General features: G+C 65.8%; 9 protein-coding genes and 2 pseudogenes. 2 read left to right on the top strand and 9 right to left on the bottom strand.

Translation table 11 applies throughout. The features are described 5' to 3' along the window. Positions 1-10 precede the first annotated feature (10 nt). From AC07EQ_RS26005 to AC07EQ_RS25975, 7 genes and pseudogenes are all read right to left on the bottom strand, one after another. Positions 11-1,108 carry an integrase core domain-containing protein gene (locus AC07EQ_RS26005; RefSeq protein WP_478390490.1) on the bottom strand — a complete coding sequence of 366 codons (1,098 nt, stop codon included), beginning with the start codon at positions 1,106-1,108 and terminating at the stop codon, positions 11-13. A 274-nt stretch (positions 1,109-1,382) separates the two neighbouring features. Beyond that, positions 1,383-2,495, bottom strand: coding sequence for a UvrD-helicase domain-containing protein (locus tag AC07EQ_RS26000; RefSeq protein WP_478390489.1), 1,113 nt, complete (start codon positions 2,493-2,495; stop codon positions 1,383-1,385). Between the two features lie 136 nt (positions 2,496-2,631). Beyond that, positions 2,632-2,883: pseudogene (locus AC07EQ_RS25995) on the bottom strand (UvrD-helicase domain-containing protein); the annotation flags it as partial. Beyond that, complete coding sequence (locus AC07EQ_RS25990) at positions 2,855-3,094, bottom strand: hypothetical protein (protein ID WP_478390488.1); 240 nt, start codon at positions 3,092-3,094, stop codon at positions 2,855-2,857. The pseudogene AC07EQ_RS25995 and the gene AC07EQ_RS25990, both read right to left, overlap by 29 nt. Positions 3,095-3,409: 315 nt before the next feature. Continuing rightward, positions 3,410-4,501, bottom strand: coding sequence for a tyrosine-type recombinase/integrase (locus AC07EQ_RS25985; RefSeq protein WP_478390487.1), 1,092 nt, complete (start codon positions 4,499-4,501; stop codon positions 3,410-3,412). Beyond that, on the bottom strand, positions 4,498-4,833 hold the full coding sequence (locus AC07EQ_RS25980; RefSeq protein ID WP_478390486.1) for an AbrB/MazE/SpoVT family DNA-binding domain-containing protein: 336 nt from the start codon (positions 4,831-4,833) through the stop codon (positions 4,498-4,500). Before AC07EQ_RS25980 ends, AC07EQ_RS25985 begins: the two co-directional genes overlap by 4 nt. Before the next feature lie 674 nt (positions 4,834-5,507). Continuing rightward, complete coding sequence (locus AC07EQ_RS25975) at positions 5,508-6,014, bottom strand: hypothetical protein (RefSeq protein WP_478390485.1); 507 nt, start codon at positions 6,012-6,014, stop codon at positions 5,508-5,510. Positions 6,015-6,185: 171 nt separating this feature from the next. Here AC07EQ_RS25975 and AC07EQ_RS25970 point away from each other — a divergent pair. Beyond that, positions 6,186-7,422, top strand: a pseudogene (locus AC07EQ_RS25970) (IS701 family transposase). A gap of 89 nt (positions 7,423-7,511) precedes the next feature. Here AC07EQ_RS25970 and AC07EQ_RS25965 read toward each other — a convergent pair. Both AC07EQ_RS25965 and AC07EQ_RS25960 read right to left on the bottom strand, forming a co-directional pair. Beyond that, positions 7,512-7,751 (bottom strand): hypothetical protein, encoded by a 240-nt coding sequence (locus AC07EQ_RS25965; RefSeq protein ID WP_478390484.1) that lies wholly within the window; start codon positions 7,749-7,751, stop codon positions 7,512-7,514. Positions 7,752-7,997: 246 nt separating this feature from the next. Next, positions 7,998-9,152 carry a hypothetical protein gene (locus tag AC07EQ_RS25960; RefSeq protein WP_478390483.1) on the bottom strand — a complete coding sequence of 385 codons (1,155 nt, stop codon included), beginning with the start codon at positions 9,150-9,152 and terminating at the stop codon, positions 7,998-8,000. Positions 9,153-10,397: 1,245 nt separating this feature from the next. Between AC07EQ_RS25960 and AC07EQ_RS25955 the strand changes: the two genes are divergently transcribed. Then, the gene (locus tag AC07EQ_RS25955; protein ID WP_478390482.1) at positions 10,398-21,140 is read left to right on the top strand and encodes a LamG-like jellyroll fold domain-containing protein; all 10,743 of its coding nucleotides are present in this window, start codon (positions 10,398-10,400) and stop codon (positions 21,138-21,140) included. Positions 21,141-21,142 lie beyond the last annotated feature (2 nt).

Below are 21,142 nucleotides of genomic sequence, written 5' to 3'. Positions count from 1 at the left end.
TCCGTGCAGGTCACGCTGCGCAGTGGTACTCGTGGAGGATGCCACCCAGTCGATCGCGTCGACGTATGTTGAGGGGCTCGATCTGCTCTGGATCCGTGATCGGCGTTGGCAAGGGATGTAACGGGCGGGCGTTCGCGATGCCTTGGTGGGGCCGGTGGGAGTTGTAGAACTGTTCGAACTCGCGCAAGGCCTGGAGCAAATGCCGCTGGTTCCAGATCAAGGTGCGGTCTAGCAATTCGCGTCGGCAGGTCTGTACCCATCTTTCCATGATTGAGTTCATTCTCGGCATTTGGACGCCGCTGAGCACGACCTCGATCCCGCTTTCCGACAGGACCGTATCGAACAGGGCGGGGAATTTGCCGTCGCGGTCGCGGATCAGGAACCGTGCCCGGCAGCCGGTGTCCTCGAGGTCCATGGCGAGATTCTTTGCGGCTTGGGCGACCCACGCGGCGGTCGGGTGCGCGGTGGCGCCCAGGATCCGGATTCGGCGACTGCCGTGCTCGATGACCGTGAGCACGTACATCCTTGCCCCGGACAGGGTGGCCGTCTCGAAGAAGTCGCATGCCAGCAAGGCATCGGCCTGAGAACGCAGGAAGTCGCCCCACGTGTTGGAGTTTCGTTCGGGTGCCGGGTCGATCCCGGCTGCCTGCAAGATCTCCCAGACGGTGGACGCGGCCACTTTCACTCCCAGGACGAGCAGTTCGCCGTGCAGTCGCCGGTATCCCCAGCTGGGGTTTTCCTTTGCCAGGCGCAGCACCAAAGCCCGCACGGAGCGGACAGTGCGTGGCCGGCCAGGCCGCTTCGGCTTGGAAACGGTCGCATGGCGGCGTGCGATCAAGTTGCGGTGCCAGCGCAGTACCGTGTCCGGGCAAACTAGCAAACGCAACCTGGGCAGTAGATTCCGTGGAAGCCGGTGCAGTAGCGCCGCGAGGAACGCTCGATCGTTTGGCTCGAAACGCGCCCTTTTCTTACCGAGTTGGCGCTCCAGCACCGTGATCTGATGGCGCAAGGCGAGGATCTCGACGTCTTTGTCCCGGTCGCTCATCGGCAGCAGGCGCAGCATGGCGAACGCGTTGGTCACGCCCAGGTAGGCCAGTCGCAGCCGCACAGTCGATCATCATGCCGTGGCGTTCGACGGAGCGAGAGGGCTCACTTGACCGACTGCGGTCGATCCACCCGTTTGCCATACCCGTCCCGGCTCAGCTGGGCGGATGAGGTTATCGGCAAGGGCAGCGACTTCAAGGTCGACGTCTGGCTGCCGCAGCCACCGGAGAAGACCACATTCTTCGCTGAGCACTCGTTGGCTTGGGATCAAGTTCGACTTGATGCGAAAGAGTGGATACGAACCCGTCGGGCCTCAGCATCGAGCGCCGAACCAGCGCTTATTGGCAGCGGACAACTTTCCTGGCGGCGCGGGTAAGTGCAACGTACAGCACGCGATCTTCAAAGTGGTCCTGCTTCAGCCCCGCGGCAAGCCTGGCGACCTCAGGGGCTGCGAGTCGCAGGCCGACGACCGGCCATTCGCGCCCCTTTGCTTGGTGAACCGTCATTCCGGCAAGCATATGTGGCTGGCGCATACGGCGAGCCAGTGCGAGCAGGCGGTCTAGCTGGATCGCCTCTCCTGCCTCTGGCATGCGACGAAGCCGACGAGGGCTTCCGAGCCGTCGAAGCACCGCTCTCAGTTCTGTGATCGCTTCTGTAGCCGCCTGCTGAGTTCCCGGTCGGAGTGTTTCAAGAACAGCTCCAAGGAGTGCACCGTCACCTCGGACTTTGTCAGGATCAAGCCCAAGCATTGTTGTCGCTTCGTTGACATAGATTGCCGAGTGTCCAAAATGGCCCTGAACAAGTCGGTCCAGCAGAAGCGTGATCGCAGCATCAGTCTGGTTGTCCAAACGTCCGAAAGATAAGGGCAAGATGCAGTCGGGGCCGGTCCAGAGGTTGTTCCATCTGTGCGCGAGGACCACGTCGCATTCGGTCGTGTCGACGGTCACGTCGAGTTCGATCGGCCGTTCGGCTCGCGCCGCCCCGGCGATGCTGACCATGCCGGGAGTCTTGAAGCGGAAAGACGTCGTTACGGGGAATGACGTGAACCCCTTATGTTCCACAAGCTGGGGTACAAGCTCGGGACGTGCACCGCGAAAGTCGTACAGGGCCTGCCAGGGGTCGCCGATCACTGTAACGCTAATGCCTGCAGCTGCCGCCAAACGGACGAGGTCCAGGTCGAGTTCGTTGGCATCGAAGACCTCGTCGACGATGATGGCTTTGGTGGTGGCTGCCAGGTAGTTCGCCACCTCAACGCGGGTTTCAGCCTGCCGGAAGACCGCGGCGATGATCTGCCGGACTTCGGTGTGGGTGCACCGTCCGGCCGCAAGGTGCTCTTCGAAGGGCTTCTTCGCACCGATGTTGTATTCGGATCTTGTAACCTTGACGCCAGCCGATCGCACGGTAGTTCCCCGCAGAACAGCGATGCGACGGTAGCCCATGTCCTGCGACATCCACCGTGCGCCGTTTTGTCCTCTCCAAGGTGTCCAGCACTGTGAGTTCAGTGTGGTCGCCGATCCATGAAATGATCTTCCGGCGCAGGAGAAACTGCAGGATTTCACAGTGCAGTGTGTCCAGCGTGAGGGCTTGATGGGGCCAGACGAGCGCCCTGCCACCCCATCGGCGACGGATTCGAGCAGCGAGTTCGCCACGTGCCGATCTGGTGAAGCTGAGCGCCAGGATTCTCCGGAGATCGGTTGGGGTGTCATAGCGGATTACGCCGAATCGTTCAGCGGCGACCGTGGTTTTCCCTGACCCTGGTGCGGCCACAATGAACGCGCGGTTCGCCGTGGCCGTTGCAGCTGTACGCTGGTCAGAGGTCAGTGACGATTGGATCGGCATCGTCGTCCTCGACGGCGGTGTAGAGGAAGTCGAACATTCTTGCCACGTGCTCCGGCACCGTGGTGTGTTCGCCGGCCTCGTCGCGACGCATAAGTTCGTCTGCGAAGGCGAGTGCGAAGTCGGCCTTGCGCTTCTTGGCGGTGGTAGTGAAAAGGGTGTCGATCGTATCTGGGTTAAGCGGGTCGGGCGGCGTGACGCCGATCTGTAACATCGCAGGTCAATGAGGTGTGTTGATCTACGCGCACGTTCGGGTGGGGGTTGTTTTGACGCTGGCGGTGGGAGCAAAATGGGAGGACCGAGATTGGTTGAACTGCGTTTTACTGCACTGAACGACGGTGTTCTGCACCGGTTTGTCCTGGGGTTTCTCGGTTTTCGCAGGTGAGTGTCCTCATTGGACCTGACTGGGGGTCAAGGGGTCGTGGTCGTGATGCGGACCTGTCTCGAACTCGTGAAGTAGAGTTCCGCCTCAGGTTTGCAAGATGGAGCTGGACGCTGTCTGTTGGAGCGTCCGACTCAATGGGTCGATTCAATCGATATCTTCAGTTCTGATTGAATTTATTCTGGTGTGCTCATTCTTAGTTGCTAGGCCAGTGGGTGGGGTTCGCCGGTGAGTGCGGTGAGTGCGGTGGCGATTTCTTGGGTGCTGGCGCGGATGTAGGTGGTTGTTGTGCCTGTGTCTCCGCTGGGGTTGTCGGTGTGGCCTGCGTAGGCGTGGGCGATGGCGTAGCCGAAGTTTCGTTCGACCCAGGTGAGTGTGGTGTGCCGGAGCCAGTGGGTGGAGATCTGTTGGGTGGCGGCCCAGGGGAGGTGTGCCGATGCGGTTCCAGAGGTGGTCGTAGCGGCGGGTGGTGATCGGCTTGCCGTTGGTGTAGCGCAGCAGCTGGCCAGTGCGAGGTGCGCCGCGTTGTTCGGCGTGGTGCTGGAGGTGGGTCATGAGGGTGGGGGAGACGGGTTGCCAGCGGACGGTTTCGCCTTTTTCTCGGAGGAAGATCAGGCATTGGGTGGGGTCGAGGTCTTGGGGGCGTAGGCCGAGTGCGCCGCCGCGGCGGCAGGCGGTTTCGGTGTGCAGGCGCAGGATGAGGGTGTCGAGTGCGGGGTCGTTTCCGGTGGTGGCCGCGATGTGGTTGATCTCGGCCAGGTGGGTGTCGTCGACTGCTCGGCGGGTGGAGGGGAGTCGGCGGGGTTTGGCGACTTTGCTGGCGGGTTTGTCGGATGGGGTGATGAGTTTGTCGTCTTCGGCGTGTCGGTAGAGGCAGCGGAGTGCGGCGATGAGGTGTTCGCCGGCGCTGCATCCGCCGCGGGCGTTGCGTCTGGCGACGACGTGGGTCTTGATGTGTTCGATGAGTTGCTTGATCTCTGACGGGGTGGGTTCGTCGAGTCGTCGGTGGCCCCAGTGTTCTTCGATGCGGTTCCAGTAGGAGTTGTAGACGCGGCGGGTGCCGTCGGTGACTGCTGCGGCGACGATCGGGATGTAGTCGGCGAACGTGGGCACCTGAGGCCGGTCCGCGGGTGTGGCGAGAAGATCCTGGGCTGAGAGTCCCAGGCGGTCCAGGAGCAGGCGTGCGGCGTCCAGATCGGCTTGAGACGTGTGCGCGGGCTGAGGTCGGTGAGTTGTCATGCGGAATCACCGTCCAGGCGCCTGGCGTGGCAGTCGGCGATCATGTCGTCCAGCACAGTGGGCGGATGCACGACGAGGACGCCGTGTACGGGGTCGGCGGCCAGCAGGACCCGGTCTCCGGGCAGCAGACCGCAGCAGTGGCGGACCGGCGCGGGAATCCGGAGGTGTCCCTGCTTGGTGATGCTGAACACGCCATGGGGATCGGTGCGGATGATCAGGAGGCTGTGCGTCTCGCGAAGGGCCAACCGGGTTCCGGGTGTCCAGCCGAGCGCGCTCAGGACTGCTCCGTCGGCGACCCGGCCCCTGGCATCGACAGCCGCCAATCCGTACACCAGGCCACGCTCGCGCGGTGCCGGGACGGAAGGAAGGGGAAGCGTTCGACGAGTGCCAGTGACCCGGGGCGTCCTACGGCCGACGAGCCGTCCTGCCGCGCATGGGCTGTAGAGGGAACTACCGGCTTGATCACAGAGCCGGTCACATCGACCACCCCCACCGAATGCAGTGGGGTAGCCATGGGAACGCTGATTCAGCGTGTTGGAGTGCCTTCAAACACTGGCACGTCAGATGTAACAGGTACGCCACATTTTTGTGTCCGAGGGGGACTTGAACCCCTGCCAGTGGGAGGAATCCCCGAACCGGGGATTCGTCTCCATAGCGGCGATGCTAGCCCTCGGGTTGCCGTCGCTACCGCGGCACGCAGGCAGCAGTTTGCACCCAGATCCGCACCCAGTTGGGGGCGCGCGGAGCTAGTCGCGGAAGTTGATGTTCGTCGGGCCGTCCTTGTCTTCGTCTGTGTTCGCGGTTGTTGCTGGCGAGTGCTATCTGACGACCGTGGGTTGACCTGAGGGCAGGTATTGGCCAGTGCTGAATCAGTCGGGGGCGTTGGTGCTGGCGGGATGTTCGGCTGTGTCACGTCCTAGTACTCCAGCCGTAGATCGTGATTTCTGATCGGAGCCGGTCCCGGGCCTCGGCACGCGTGAGGGTGCCCGGTTTCGGGGCGGTTGCGTTAGCGCAGTGAGTGACGCTGGTAGCGCGACTCCGGTGGCCCGAAGGTCAGCCCGTTCTCGTCGAGGGCGTTGAAGATGGTCAGTTGGCTGTGGAGGAAGCAGAAGCTGACGGCGACTGTTCCCTGGGCCATGTCGCTCCCGGTCCATTCGAGGAGCTCGACGTCCTGAAGGACCTGGCCCTGCAGGGCATGCAGCTCGGGGCGCATGTCGTGGCACCACTGGAGATCGAAGTCGGGCCATCGGACCGGCTGGTGGGGGTCGACCGTGTTCCAGGTGATCGAGAGGTCGTCGAACTTTGCGTGGTTGATCTCAACCTGTTCTCCGGCGAAGTCGAGCAGGACTGGGCAGTCGGGGAACCACTCGCTGTCCTGAACGTCCCAGACCAGCCAGGCATGGGTCAACGGGCGGCCGATGAGCGCACGCAGCTGCTGACCGTGGCCTGCCACGACCGCGGAGCAACCGTTGAGCCATTGAGGCCGGTAGCTTTCGATCCCGAAGTTGAACACGCCAGGGTCCTCTCAGAATCAGACATCACGCGACTTTGTCGAGGCTCTGGGGTTGGTCCGGGAACCGGTGAGGCCACCGTTGATCATCGGTGTGTGAAGACAGAAGATCAAACGGTTGCCGCAGGTCACAGCATAGATCCTGCCAGGTGGCAGGACAGGTTCGAGGTCCTGATGGGCCGCATCGCGGGGGGTTCGCCCGGGTGGAACCGCGGCGCCGGGCGAGGGCGATGGTGCTCGGTCTGCTGTCGGACCTGCCACGCAAGAATTGCTGGACGCTCGCCGAGTACGCCAGGGACGCAACCCCGGACGGCCTGCAGCACTTGCTGTCCAGGGCCAGATGGGACGCCGACGCGGTCCGCGACGACATCCGCAGCTTCGTCGTCGAGCAGCTGCACGACCGCGACGTGGTGTTGGTCGTCGATGAGACCGGCGACCTGAAGAAGGGCACCGCCACGGTGGGCGTGCAGCGTCAGTACACCGGCACCGCCGGACGCGTCGAGAACAGTCAGGTGGCCGTTTATCTCGCCTACTCAACCCCGCGGGGCACGCGGCGATCGACCGGGAACTGTACGTTCCGTGCTCCTGGACCCAGGACACGGCCCGCTGCCGTGCGGCCGGGATCCCTGACACCGTCGGCTTTGCCACGAAGCCCACGCTTGCTGCCCGCATGATCGGCCGTGCGTTGGACGCCGACGTCCCCGCGTCCTGGGTAGCCGGTGACGAGGTCTACGGAGGCAACCCGCATCTACGGACCACGCTGGAGGGACGGCAGATCGGCTATGTCCTCGCCGTCGCCTGCGACCATCAGATCACCACCCGCGCGGGCAAGTTCCGCGCCGACGTCCTGGTCAAGAAGCTGCCGAAGCGGGCCTGGCAGAAGCTCTCCGCCGGCGCCGGAGCCAAAGGGCACCGCTTCTACGACTGGGCCCTGGCCGACATCGCCGCCGACCAGCCCGGCCATCGCCACCTGCTCGTCCGCCGCGACCGGCGCACCGGCGAACTCGCCTTCTACCGCTGCTACTGGGCAGCCCGAGTACCGCTGTCCACTCTCGTGAAAGTGGCGGGACGCAGGTGGACGGTCGAGGAGACCTTCCAGTCCGGCAAGGGCCTGGCCGGACTCGACGAACACCAGGCCAGGCGCTGGACATCCTGGCACCGCTGGGTCACCCTCGCGACGCTCGCCCACGCCTTCCTCGCCGCCGCAACCGCCGATGAACGTGCACAGGAACAGGCTCCGGACGACCTGATCCCGCTGACCTGCAACGAGATCCAGCACCTGTTCACCACACTCGTCGCCCAGACCGTCCACGCAGTCATGCACAGGCTCCGTTGGTCCGCGTGGCGACGACGCCACCAGGCCCGGGCCCGTGCCTGCCACTACCAGCGGCGGACCGCCCCACAACCATGAAGATCACGATCTACGGCTGGAGTACTAGTCGTCGGGATGCGGGTATGGAGCGGGTGGAATGTGGCCCGGTGGCCGAGTCGGTCCAGCTCCTACGCAATTGCCTGGAAAGCGTGCGGTTCGACCTTGACCAGATCGTCGACCGTGTCGAACCGATGGCGCGTCGCGAGGCCGTTCGCGAGCTCCACCTGCTTTGGGGATCCCCTTCCCGCTCGCCACAACGGCAGCATGTAGCTCAGGGATAGCGCCCACGGATATCCGGAACGGTAAGGCTGGGGACTGGTGTCCATAATGTCCGCGGTTTCTGTCAGCGTGCGCAGTCGATCAGGCAAGCGCGGGACGAAACAGAGGGATGCGCGGATATTCAGCGGTTGTTGCTCAATGTGCGTGGCAGCGTGCCGCAGCCGTTGCCGCAGGTCTGTAGTCCGGCGGCGGTCGCCCAGGTTGCGGCCTGCGGCGACGGCCGCGAGCCGCGCGGGCAGGTTGTCGCCCGCAACGAGCGCGACACCGTTGGTGCCTCGACGTACTCCGGCCCCACTTGCCTCCCGCGCCAGGGGCGAATTGCCGGTGGGTAGGCATTAGCGGTCGAAGCTAATCTCCGGACGATCGTCGGATTGATCGGTCGACCCGAGGATGTCTGGCGCGTCTGGCGGCAGTTGGTCAAGGACGTATAGCTGCATGTAGCGGGCTAGCCACTGCGCATGCTCTTGATGGAGCACCATGGTTTTGGACGTGAAGGGATGAAAGGTTCCTGTGAAGGTCGGCTCTAAGATCCCGTCGTCTCGTAGCTGGCAGGTGGTCACCCGTGGCAGAGTTTCGGGCGGTAGCGGCACGGTGGACCAGGGATTGATGAAGAGGTGAAGTCCTTCATCGAAGGTCTCCCTCTCGTCCTCTGGGCGATCCCCCACCACGTAGGCGAAGTGCACGGGGGCCGAGGAGGCAGGGTCACAGTTGTAACAGGTTCCGAAGCGCATGAGTGCCGTGTCTGACTCGCCGAGTCCTTGTTCTATGCCAATGCGGTTGAATTTCGAGATGGTGTGGGTGTTGCTGAACAGCACGCCAGCGAGGTTGGCTGCCTCGGGCTGCCGGAACAGGCCACTGGGAATGGTCTTGCCAGCCGAGTGATGTCCGGAGACGTTCTCGGTGGAGATGGTGAGTCGTCCAGTTTCGTCATAGTGGGCGACGTTGCGAAGGCCGTAGAGGTAAACGGCGAGCAGGCCCACTGGGTGGATCTGAGCATGGGGGCCGTGGAACGCTCCGACCGCGATCACGAACGGCATGCCATCTACATGGGGTTTGTCCCAGTAGGCGCGCCCGTGGGCGTCCCGGTGCAGAAGCTTGCGTCTCAAGGCTTTGCCGATTTGGAAGACAAACTCCGCATCCGCGGCTTCTAGGTCGTCGGGCACCAGGCTGTAGGGAGGTCCCGGGTCAAGCGGGGTGTCCTGGGCCGGATTGGTGGTAGTCACTTCGATCGCGACCGGCCGCACGCCAGGAACGACAAAGTCGGGTGCAGGCTGGGTGCGGTCGAGCTCCAGGCTCTGTCCTTCGAAGTAGGCGAACAGCGCCAACTCGAAGAGCCGGGCGGAAAACCCGCCGGTCTGAAACTCCCGAACGAAGTTGCCGTCAACGTCGCGCATCTTGGCAAACACTGCATTGGCCATTGCGCGGGCAGGGGCGTGGCCAGGATCTTTCGCCATGACTTCAAACAGTGGATTCAGCTTTTCCGCCGGCACGACCGGACTGAACAGATCACGTGGTGTGCGAGGCACGGTGGTTCTCCGATCGATGTGCCGCGGCGAGGGAAGTGCACGCGGATCTCATCGAGAGAATGGTTCGTCAGCCCCGCAACGTTACAGACGAAGTTTTCACGAGACTCGGCCATCCGCCCGTGGCCGGCCCACGCGGTCTTCGCCAGTCTGACCGGAACTCTCATGAACCCAACGGCTGGGCAGGCGACACGGAGCCTACCCCAGCCCTTCATGCGCGTTGGGGATGTAGCACGCGCTCCGGTCGAGGGGCAGGAAGCGGAGCAGGTCGATCAAGGACCCAACGTTCCGGATTGCACCGCACCTGATCAAAGCGGAGCTGCGGGGGAGAGCAGCCCGTTCGAACTTGCCTGGTCCGGGACCTCGACGGTGGAGACGGTCGGGCTGGGTGCAACGGCGAGCAGTCGCAGCGGGCGGGCTGGCTCGGGGCTACTGTCGCGGATCCGCCGCCAGGACAGCGACAGCACCGCTGCTACTGAAGCATCTCCGCGGGTCAGTGTCGGCAGCCTTTCTGTTCCAGGTCTTCGACGAGTTCGTTGACCGGTAGAGCGAAGTCGTCGAGGACGCTGAGGGCCGCATGCTCGTTTCTGGATTGGTCCACGGTGGACCGCAGCTGGCGCAGCTCTCCCTCGGCGCTGTCGTTTCCGTGCCTCGCAGCTGCCCCACCCAAGCCCGCAGCTCGGCGATCGTGGCATGTGCCGCGGCCAGCTGGTGTTGAAGCGCAGAAACCTCCGCTCCCTGATTCCTGCCGAACAAAACGACCCTGGTCCCTTCGTCTGACGCACCTGAGCCTGTGCGCTGGGCATCAGCGTGCTCAGGCCTCATCCATGGATATCGACGAAGGCACCTGGCGTTACAAGCAATTGCGGCAATGCCCCGGCATTCACCGGACTGGCCTAGCGCCCGCTTCTACCTCGATGGGCCTGCTGGCCAGGTCTTCTTTGTCAAGGAGATCACGATCACCTGGTATGTCGGATTTTTCTGCTTGGCGATCTGGTGTCCGCTGGCTATGTTCTTGGTGTGTTCCCTGGGGTTCTCCGTCCTGGTTGAGTCGCGCGGCTTGCTGCCGTGCGTCGACGTCGTCCTGAGCGTTCGCCGGGCCGGGGTTGCCGCTTGAACCGCTCCGCTGCCGTGGGTTGATCTTTTCGCGTGCGCGGCTCGGTTCCCCTTCTTTGCCGGACCACTGTCTGAAGCTCATCGTTGGGGTTTTCCGTGTTGCGCTACTTGCAGCGGCGCGCCGTGCTGTGCGCCTATCGCGTTGTTTCGGTGTTGTTGGTGCTGGCTGTGACCGCCGGCCTGTTGACCGTGCCGCCGCAGTTGGCGTTCGCCGCTGGCGGTGAGATCCCTGAGCAACAGCAGGGGAGTGCGGCTGGGCTGCCGCATTCGGTCCCCGCGGAGGCCACCAGTCCTGGAGGTGATTCCGGCGGTGTGCCGCACAATGCGCCGCCGGCCACGGGGTTGGCGCCGGACACGAGGCATCCTGCGCCGGGCCTGCCGCAGCAGGAAGTGGAGCGGACCGAGGTCGAGGTCGGCGTCGCGCCGCCGGCTGAGCCCGAGGGTTTCGACCCCGTGACCAGTCGTGAGTTGGTGGAGCGGCGGAGCAGCCATCGGCAGGTGTTCGACAACGCTGATGGAACCGAGACCGTGCGTGTGTACCAGAGCCGGCGTTTCACGCGGCAGGCCGACGGTAGTTGGGCGCCGATCGACTCATCGCTGGTCTCCGCGGGCGATGTTTGGCGGACCCGCTCCGATGCCGAGAACAAGCGGTTCGCCGCGGTGTCGGATGCCGGCCAGGTCGTGACGATGAAGCTCGACGACGGGGCTTCCTTCGGCTACGGCGTCGTTGGTGCTGGGAGTGTGCGGGGTGTGGTCGGGGGAGACCAGATCACCTATCCGGAGATCAGGCCGGGTGCGGACCTGCAACTGCAAGCAGTGCCGGCCGGGGTGAAGGAAACGATCGTCCTCAAGTCGCCGGATTCCCCCACGTCGTGGGACTTTCCGCTGTCGCTGGGGAATCTGCGGGCCGAGCTCGACGGCGGCTCGGTGGTGTTGAAGGCCCCTGACGGCGTGGTGAAGTACGTGCTGCCGCCGGGATTCATGGAGGATTCGAAGGTCGATCTGGGTTCGGGAGAGGGGGCCCGTTCGACCGCGGTGCGCTACGAGCTGGTCGGTGATGCCACCAGTCCCGTCCTGCGGGTGAGCGTCGACGAGGCGTGGCTGGCCTCGCCGGAGCGGGTTTTCCCGGTGAAGGTGGATCCGAGCGTGGTGGGCAAGGGCACCAACGGCTCGACCTACGTGCTTTCGCCCTACAGCGCGGATTACTCCGGTGATCCGAACCTCAGCGTCGGCACGTACAACGGCGGCGGTAACAGGGCGGCCGCGTATCTGAAGTTCGACTCGGTCGGTACCGAGCTGGCCGGGCACTACATCCTCGGTGCGAAGCTGTGGATGTACGAGACGTGGTCCTATTCGTGCGAACCGCGTGACGTGTACGTGAATCCGGTGACCCAGCCGTGGGCGGTCGGGGGCAACAAGACCTTCCCCGGCCCGGGGTTCGGTCCGGAGATCGCCCGGCGGAGCTTTGCGTTCGGGTTCGACGGTGGCGGTTGTGGTTCGCGGTGGGTGGACATCGATCTCGGCAACGCCGGTCGGGATCTCGTCCACGGGTGGACCCACGGCGCACCGAACCACGGGCTTACGGTGCGCGCGCCGGAGACCGACACCAAGGGGTGGAAGAAGTTCGCCAGCGCGGCGTCGGCGAACCCGCCGTACCTGGAGATCACGCACTCCCCGTACTGGGCCAACTACCAGGTCGGTGGCATGAGTCCGGTGGTGACCACCACCAAGGACGGGATCATGCAGGTCACCGTCACCAACCTGGGGCGGGACACCTGGACGCCGACGAACGACTACAAGCTCGGCTACCGGCTCTTCGACGCCAATGGTGTCGAACTCCCGGCGGACCGCACGGCGTGGACGTCGATGCCGCATGACGTGGCACCGGGGCAGACCGCGGTGGTCAACGCGACGGTGAAGAGCCTGCCGCCGGGTGACTACACCTTGCACTGGGACATGGACCATTTCGGCACCACGCGGTTCTCCTGGCAGGACGTGCCGTGGTCGGCGCCGGTTCGGTTCACCATCCCGAACCAGAAGCCGGTGGTGGAATCGATGTCGCCGCCGAGCAACCACAACTCGGGCGTGCTCACACCGACGCTGGCGTTGGGCGGCCGCGACCCGGACAACTGGCCGGGGCGGGGGATCGACTACAACTTCAAGGTCTGCGAGGCAGCCGGATCCAACTGCTTCACCTCGGGGTTCGTCGAATCGCCGGTGTGGCCGGTGCCCGAGGGCAAGCTCCGGTGGGGCAAGACCTACGTGTGGTACGGGCAGATCGGCGACTTCAACACCGCCAGCCCCTGGACGCAGGGCGCCTACCTGTCCACGCAGGTGCCGCAACCCGCGATCACCAGCCACCTGTCGGGAACCGATGGCGCTGTGGACCCGGGCGTGGGCAACTACGCCACGAAGGTCGTTGATGCGTCGATTTCCGCTGTCGGGCCGCCCCTGGCGGTGGAACGCTCCTACAACAGCCTCGATCCGCGCAGCGGGTCGGCGTTCGGAACGGGTTGGTCGACCCGCTGGGATAGCCGGATCGTTCCCGACGGTGACGGAACCGGCAACGTCGTGGTCACCTATCCCGACGGTCGGACGGCACGTTTCGGCAAGAACCCCGACGGCACGTATGCGGCGCCTGCCGGACATCCGGCGACGCTGATCGGCGACCCCGGCACGGGGTGGACGCTGCGGACCAGCGGCGGTGACCGCCACGACTTCGACGCCACGGGCCGGCTCACGACCATCACCGATTCCTCCGGCCACGTGCAGGCGGTCAGCTACCGCGTCGACGGCACGCTGGAGAAGGTCACCGACGCGACGTCGGGGCGGGCGCTGACGTTCACCTGGCTCGACGGGCACGTCTCGGAGGTATCCGCCGGCGCATTGACGTGGTTCTACCGCTACGTGGGCGACCAGCTGACCCTGGTGTGCGATCCGACCGGCGCCTGCCTGGGCTACGAGTACACCGCGGCGTCGCACTACCGCCCGGTCGTCCTGGACGCGAACCCCCAGGCGTACTGGCGGCTGGCCGATGCCTCGGGAAACGCTGCGGTCAGCGAAGTCCCAGGCTACTGGAGCAGCCACGAAGCCACCTCCGCCAACCTCCAGCCGGGCCACCCGGGGCCGATCGCAGGAAGTTCGACCACCGCCGCAGGATTCGACGGCAGCACCAGCCACGTGCAGTTGCCCGATGACCTGGTGCGCAACTCCAAGTACATCGCAGTCGAGCTGTGGTTCCGGACCACCTCGACCGAGGGTGGCGTCCTGTTCTCCACCGGCTACGACCGCCCCGGCACAGATCCCGCATCAGGTGGGGCGATGCCGGTGCTCTACGTCGGGACCGACGGCAAGCTGCACGGCCACTTCTGGAACGAGTCGGTCGCCGGGATCACGTCGGCCAACCCCGTCAACGACGGCGCATGGCATCACGTCGTGCTGTCCGCAGCGCGGGACTCGCAGACGCTGTACCTGGACGGGGTTCCGGTCGGTACCCAGGCCGGGGCGATGCACAACATCGACCCCTACAACCACGTCGGTGCCGGACGGGTCGACACCCGCGAATGGCCGGCTCGACCCGTCGACAACTGGGGCCACTTCAACGGCGCCATCGCCGAGGTGGCCATCTACCACCAGACCATCGGCGCGACGGTCGCCGCCGAGCACTACGCAGCCCGAGCCGCGACCCACCAGCTCACCCAGATCACGCGGGCCGGCGGCAAGATCGCAGCCGACCTCGCCTACGACCCGGCCACGGCACGGGTCACCAGCCACACCGACGGAGACGGCGGCACGTATGCGGTCGGTGCCCCGGCCTCGGAGGGAGACGGCTTCCGGTACGGCACAGCGGTCGCGGGCTCGGCACCGGATGCGCACTGGAGGCTGACCGAGAAGTCCGGCACCACCGCGGACGGCCAGGCATGGCTGCGGCGGGCCGAGTACCACCGCGGAACCGGCGGTCAAACCCCGGGCCCCTTCGCAAGCGGTTCAGCGCGTTCGTTCGACGGCACCGCGAGCTACGTCCGGCTCCCGGACAATGCCGTCAACGGAAACCGGCAGCTGTCCGCGGAACTGTGGTTCAAGACCAGCTCCAACACCGGCGGAGTACTGCTGTCGACAGGCAACGACCTGCCGTCGGAGCCCGCGCCGTGGGGCGGGGCGATGCCGGTGCTCTACGTCGGCACCGACGGCAAGCTCTACGGGCACTTCTGGAACGGCAACACCGCCGGCATCACATCGCCGAACCCGGTCAACGACGGAACCTGGCACCACGTGGTGCTCGCCGGAGCCGACAACCACCAGACTATGTACCTGGACGGCGTCGCAGTCGGCTCGCAGAGCGGCGAGATCGAGAATCTCGACCCGCACGCGTTCGTCGGGCTTGGCCTGGTGGCGACGCTGACCTGGCCCGCGCGCCCGCAGCACGACTGGGGCTACTTCACAGGCGCCATCGGCCAGGTCGCGCTGTATCCGCGAGCGATCACAAGTAGCGAGGCGCAGCAGCACTACGCGGCGCGAGGCAACCGCGACTCGTACACGGCCGCAGTGCGCAGCAGCGGACCCAAGACGTTGTGGGGACTGGAAGAACCGAACAACGCCACGCACGCAGAATCGGACCCCTCGCTGGTCGTCGGCTCCTACCACGACGTCACCTTGGGCGCCGAGCCACCGATGCGCGGATCGGGAGCGGCCGCCTTCAACGGGACGTCCAGTTACCTGCGGCTACCGGACCGGCAAACGCACGGCCGCAGCCGCCTTTCGGTCGAGCTCTGGTTCAACACCAGCTCGACCGACGGGGGAGTGCTGTACGCGACCGGGAACGACCTCCCCGGCAGCAGCTCGTCGGGTGGGGCGATGCCGGTGCTCTACGTCGGCACCGACGGCAAGCTCCACGGGCACTTCTGGAACGGAAGCACTGCCGGAATCGTGACTCCCGGAGTCGTCAATGATGGCGAATGGCACCACGCCGTTCTCACCGCCGATGGTGACGAGCAGCGCCTGCACCTGGACGGGAACCTGGTGGGTTCGCTGTCGGGGCAGGTCATCAACATCGACCGGTACGACCTCGTCGGGGCCGGCCTGGTGTCGACATCGGACTGGCCGGCCAAGCCCGCCGATTCCTGGGGCTACTTCGCCGGAGCGATCGGCGACGTCGCCGTCTACCACCGTGCCCTGGACACCGCCGGCATCTCCGACCACTACTCGGCAAAGGTGGCGGCCACCGCGGTGCGGATGACGAACCCGACCGGCGGTGTCACGACCTACACCTACGACCCCACCCGTAGCGGGCGACTCGTTTCGGTCAGCGACCCGGCCGGAGGCACGCGCCTGTACGGCTATGACGTCGGTGGTTTCGTCAACCGCATCACGGACGAGAACGGGCACGTCACCACGTTCTCCAACGACGCCCGAGGCAACGAGCTGTCCCAGACCGTGTGCGCGACCCCGGGCACCGAGGCGTGCTACACCAGCTACCAGAGCTATTTCCGCAACCCCGACGACCCGCTCGACCCCCGCAACGACCGCGTCATCCAGGCACGCGACGGACGATCGGCCTCCGCTGCGGACAACACGTACCTGACCACCTACGACTACACACCAAGCGGACAACTGTCGGCGGAGTCAGTACCGGGCGCGACCACCGGTGCGCAACGGACGACGAACCGCACCTACACGGCAGGCACCGAACCCGCAGCCAATGGCGGAACCCAGCCTCCCGGATTGCTCGCGTCCGCCACCGACCCAGCAGGCGGTGTTACCACCTACACCTACACGAGTGCGGGCGATCTGGCCGAACTCGTCGACCCAGCCGGCCTGACCACGCGCTACGGCTACGACGAGCTGGGGCGCAAGACCAGCGAGACGGTCATTTCGAAGACGACCCCGGACGGCGTGACAACGACTTACGGCTACGACAAGGCTTCCCGCCTGACCGAAGTCGTCGAGCCCGTCGTGGCCGATGCGGTCAGCGGCCAGCAGCACCAACGGCGGACCACGCACGTCTACAACGCCGATGGCACGGTCAAAGAGACCACAGTGGACGACTCCGTCGGCACTGATGGCGCGCGGACGACCGCCTACACCTACGACAACCGCAGCCGGGTCGACACCGTCACCGATCCCGAGCGCGGCGTGACGCGCACCGAGTACGACACCTTCGGCGAGGTCTCCCGGCTGACCAACCCGGTCGGCTCGATGTTCACCTACACCTACACCGAAGCCCACCACCAACTCGCCACCATCACCGTCGCCGGGTTCACCGGTGACGGAGGCCAGCCGCGCGATGTCGTCCTGGAATCCAGGGCCTACGACCCAGCGGGCCGCCTCGCCGGCATCACCGACGCGATGGGACGCACCCGCGCCTTCACCTACTACGACGACAACCTGCTCGCCTCCGAACGACTCCTCGGCTACACCGACCCGGACAGCACCGAGCCACGGGACCTGCTGCTGCACAGCTACGAATACCTGGGCAACGGCGCCGAGTCCGCGCGCACCAGCGGCGACGGCCGCTACCGCACGACCACGTCCTACGACCCCGGTGGACGGCCGATCACGACCACCGACCACGACAGTGGGAAGGTGCTGCGCTCGTCGGAGACGACGTTCGACCCGCTGGACAACCCGATCCGGACGACCCAGCGCAACGCCGATGGTTCGGTGGCATCCGACGTCGAGGCGGCCTACGACCCGATGGGCCGGCAGAAGTCGAGCACGACCCACACCGGCACCGAAGCACTGGTGACCACCGCAGACCTCGACGAACGCGGCCTGCCGCTGTCGGTCGTCGACCCGCGCGGCACCGCCGGCGGGGATTCCGCCGCGTTCACCACGCACTTCGGCTACGACGCACTGGGCCGGGCCACGACGATGACCGCTCCGCCGGTCGAGGCGGAGTCCGGTGGTGCACCTGCCGCTCTCGTGCGCCCGGTGACCACCACGGGCTACAACACCTTCGGCGACGTCGTCGCGGCGCGCGATCCTAATGACAACACCACGCGCTACGGCTACGACAAAGCCGGCCGGCAGACATCAGTCGCTTTGCCTGACTACACACCGCCAGGCGCTCCCGCGCCGATCGCCGCCGTGGTGCGCACGGCCTACGACGCCGCCGGGCGAGTAACCGGCCGCACCGACGCGTTCGAGAACACCACCACCTTCGGCTACGACCAACTCGACAACCTCGTGCAACGCACCGACCCACCACTGCCCGGTGCGGCAACCGGTGGAGTGTGGACGGCGACATTCAACGCGCTGGGCGAACAGCTGTCGGCTACTGCACCCACCGGGGCGCAGACGCACGCCACCTACGACAAGCTTGGACGCCAGATCACTGCCACAGTGGTCGAAAGAGAGCCCGGGCCCACGCGGAACCTGACCACCCGCTCCACCTACGATGCGTTGGGCAACCTGGCCACCTCCACCACACCGACCGGCCTCACCACGCGGTTCACCCACGACGACCTCGGAAACCCACTGTCCATGGTGGACGCCACTGGACTGACCACCGCGGCGGGCTACGACGGGGCAGGGCGACTGACGGCGATCACCGAGGCCTCCGGCGTGACCACGACCTACGGCTACGACCTTGCCGGACGTCTGGTCGCGACTTCGGACCTGGACGCAGCAGGGAAGGCGGTTCGAACCCGCAGCTTCGGCTACGACCAAGCGGGGAACCAGACCTCCAGCACCGATGCCTACCAGGCCACGACCACCATGGCCTTCGACGCGTTGAACCAGCTGAGGTCGATCACCCGCCCCGTCTCCGCCAACGAACGCATCACCACCGGCTACGGCTATGACACGGCAGGCAACATCACCCGTGCGACCGACGGCAACCGCAACACCACCGCGTTCACGGTGAACCCCTGGGGCCTGGCGGAATCGACGATCGAACCAGCCACCGCACAAACCTCCACCCCAGCCGACCGCACCTACATCGCGGCCTATGACGCGATGGGCCGGATCGCGACCCTCACCAAACCCGGCGGCGTCACGATCACGCATTCCTACGACGCCCTGGGAAACCTCGTTCGGCAAGCCGGAACCGGGACCGCGGCGTCCACACCGGACCGAATGTTCGACTACGACGCGCTGGGCCGGATGACCACCGCGTCGGCACCCGGCGGTGTGAACACCTTCGGCTACGACGACCGCAACAACCTGATCTCGGCATCGGGCCCGTCCGGCGACTCCTCGTTCTCCTTCGACGACGAAGGCCGCCTCACCACCGCGACCACCGCCGCCGGCAAGGTCACCTACGGCTACGACCCGGTCGGCCGCCTGGCGTCGGCAGTGGATCCGCTCAGCGGCACATCGGCGTATTCCTACGACACCTCCGGCCGCCCGGCCAGAGTCGACTACGGAACCGGCGGCGCGTCCCGCGAGCTCGGCTACGACACGCTCAGCCGCCTCTCCGCCGACACCTTCCGCGGTCCAGATGGCGCGGTGACCGGTGCGCAGCGCTACGTCTACGACTTGGAAGACCGGCTGGTGCGCAGCGAAGCCGAAGCATCGGCCGGACTGGCCGCCTCCAGCTACGGCTATGACCAGGCCGGCCGTCTGTCTTGGTGGGACAACGGCACCACCAAGACCGGCTACGGCTGGGATCCGGCTGGGAACCTCGTGGACATCGGTGGCCAGACCGCGGTGTTCAACGAACGAAACCAGCTGCTCTCGCGCGGCGGTGTCGACTACACCTACACCCCGCGTGGCACCCTCGCCTCACACACTGCGGGCGGTGTGTCGACGGATGTCGTGTTCAACGCCTTCGACGAACTGGTCTCCGACGGCACCAACGTCTACGCCTACGACGCCCTCAACCGGCTTGTGGCCGCAGACGGCGGACGGGTGGCGTACGCGGGCCGGTCGCTGGACGTGGCGGCAGAAGGCGCATCGCTGTACAGCTATCTGCCGGGCGGCGAACCACTCGGCGTCACCACGGCCGGCACGTCGGGTGTGGCGGTGACGAACCAGCACACCGACCTGGTCGGCGTGGTCGATCCCACCACTGGCGGCCTGTCGGGCTGGAGGACGTTCACTCCGCTCGGGTCCCAGGTCGAAGCACAAGGTGTCCGGCCGGGGTTGGGTTTCCAGCGTCAGTACACCGATCCGGGCACCGGCCGGGTCAACATGGGCTCCCGCTGGTACCAACCCGGCACCGGCACCTTCGCATCCCGCGATCAGGCCGCGCTCGACCCCCGCGACATCGGCAACGCCAACCGCTACACCTACGCCGGAAGCTCCCCGCTCAACCACACCGACCCCACCGGGCAGTGGATACCAGTGGCAGTTGCGGTTGCCTACGGGGTTTGGCGGCTGGCGCCGGTCATCAGTCGTGTGGTCCAGGTGGGCCGCGTGGTGGGAGCGGTGGCGTCTTGGTTCGCTGGTTCCGCTGCCACGAGTAACACCGTTGGCGGCAGGAGTTTTCCCGCGGCGCGGTACCTGCCGGGGCAGCCGAACTACCACTCGCCCGACCTTGGCCGGTTCCTGAAGTACAACACCGGTTCCTCGGGTAAGCCAGGGCGCGGAAAGATCAGCGGTGGCGTTCGTGCTGGGTCGCGCTGGGTGTCGGGCGGCTCGGCCGCTGCTCGTGCTGCAGCGTTGGCGGCGGCAGAGGCGGCCCGCCAGGCCGCACGCGCGCAACGCGTCCGCATGGACGCATTGACCCCGCACGCCCGCCCGCCGCTGACGCAGACGATCGCCCCCAGCGTCCAGACGCAGATCGACGCGGCACGAAACGCAACACCGATCGAACTCGGTGTGCTTGGCTCCGTCGCGGATGAACCGTTCGTCCCGGACGAGCTGTCCGCTGCTGGAGGTCCGGCTCCGTTGCCGCCACGGGCGCGGGCGATTTACAGCGGTGACGGCTGCGAGATCACCGAAACCTGGCGCAGCACCGACGGCTACAACAACAACCGAAGCCTGCTCTACAACGGCTGCGGCCCGGGCGGTGGCGGCGCTGGATCGACGCCACTTCTCGGGGCTGGCTCGCTAAGCGCTGGGCCACAAGGTGTCGAGTCGTGCGAGCCGAACAGCTTCGTGCCCGGCACGCGCGTGTTGATGGCTGACGGTTCGCACAAGGCGATCGAGGAGGTGCGCGAGGGGGAGGAGGTCCTGGCCACCAACCCGGTCACCGGTGAAACCACGGCCAAGCGGGTGGTCGCGACGATCACCGGCGAGGGGCAGAAGAATCTCGTCGAGATCACCATCGATACCGACGGCCCAATTGGCGACGAGACCGGTGTCCTGGTAGCCACCGACGGACATCCGTTCTGGGCTCCGGACAAGCACCGTTGGGTCCAGGCCAGCGAGCTCGTCGCGGGCGACCAGCTGCAAGGCCCTGATGGCACCCAGCTGCAGGTCGTGTCCATCAAGACGTGGACTGCACTGCAGAGGGTCCACAACCTCGCCATCGACGGCACTCACACCTACCAAGTTCTCGCAGGCAGCGCGCCAGTCCTTGTTCACAACACAAACGGTGGGTGTGTCGAGTCTGGGAATAGCCCGGACACCCTCTACCACTACACAAACGAAGTAGGCCACGACGGCATCATTAGCAGTGGTAAGTTGTTCCCTTCGCTAAAGGCGAACAACCCGAAGGACGCTCGTTACGGAGACGGTCAGTACTTGACGGATATCAAGCCTGGCACGAAGACGCTCGGGCAGCTCTCCGCGGCCTTCTTGCGAGTCCCATGGGCAGGACGTAAGTTCACGCACTACATCGAAATCGACATCAGAGGGCTGGAAGTGGTTCAAGGTAGGCCTGGTGTCTTCGTCGTTCCGAACGGCGGGCCCCTGGACCTCACTGGTCGCGTCCGAGGATCTGGGAGGAACTAGCG

Source organism: Saccharopolyspora sp. NPDC045839, from assembly GCF_056431645.1.
Note: the sequence above shows the minus strand (reverse complement) of the source record. Positions and strands in the feature narration are given on the sequence as shown.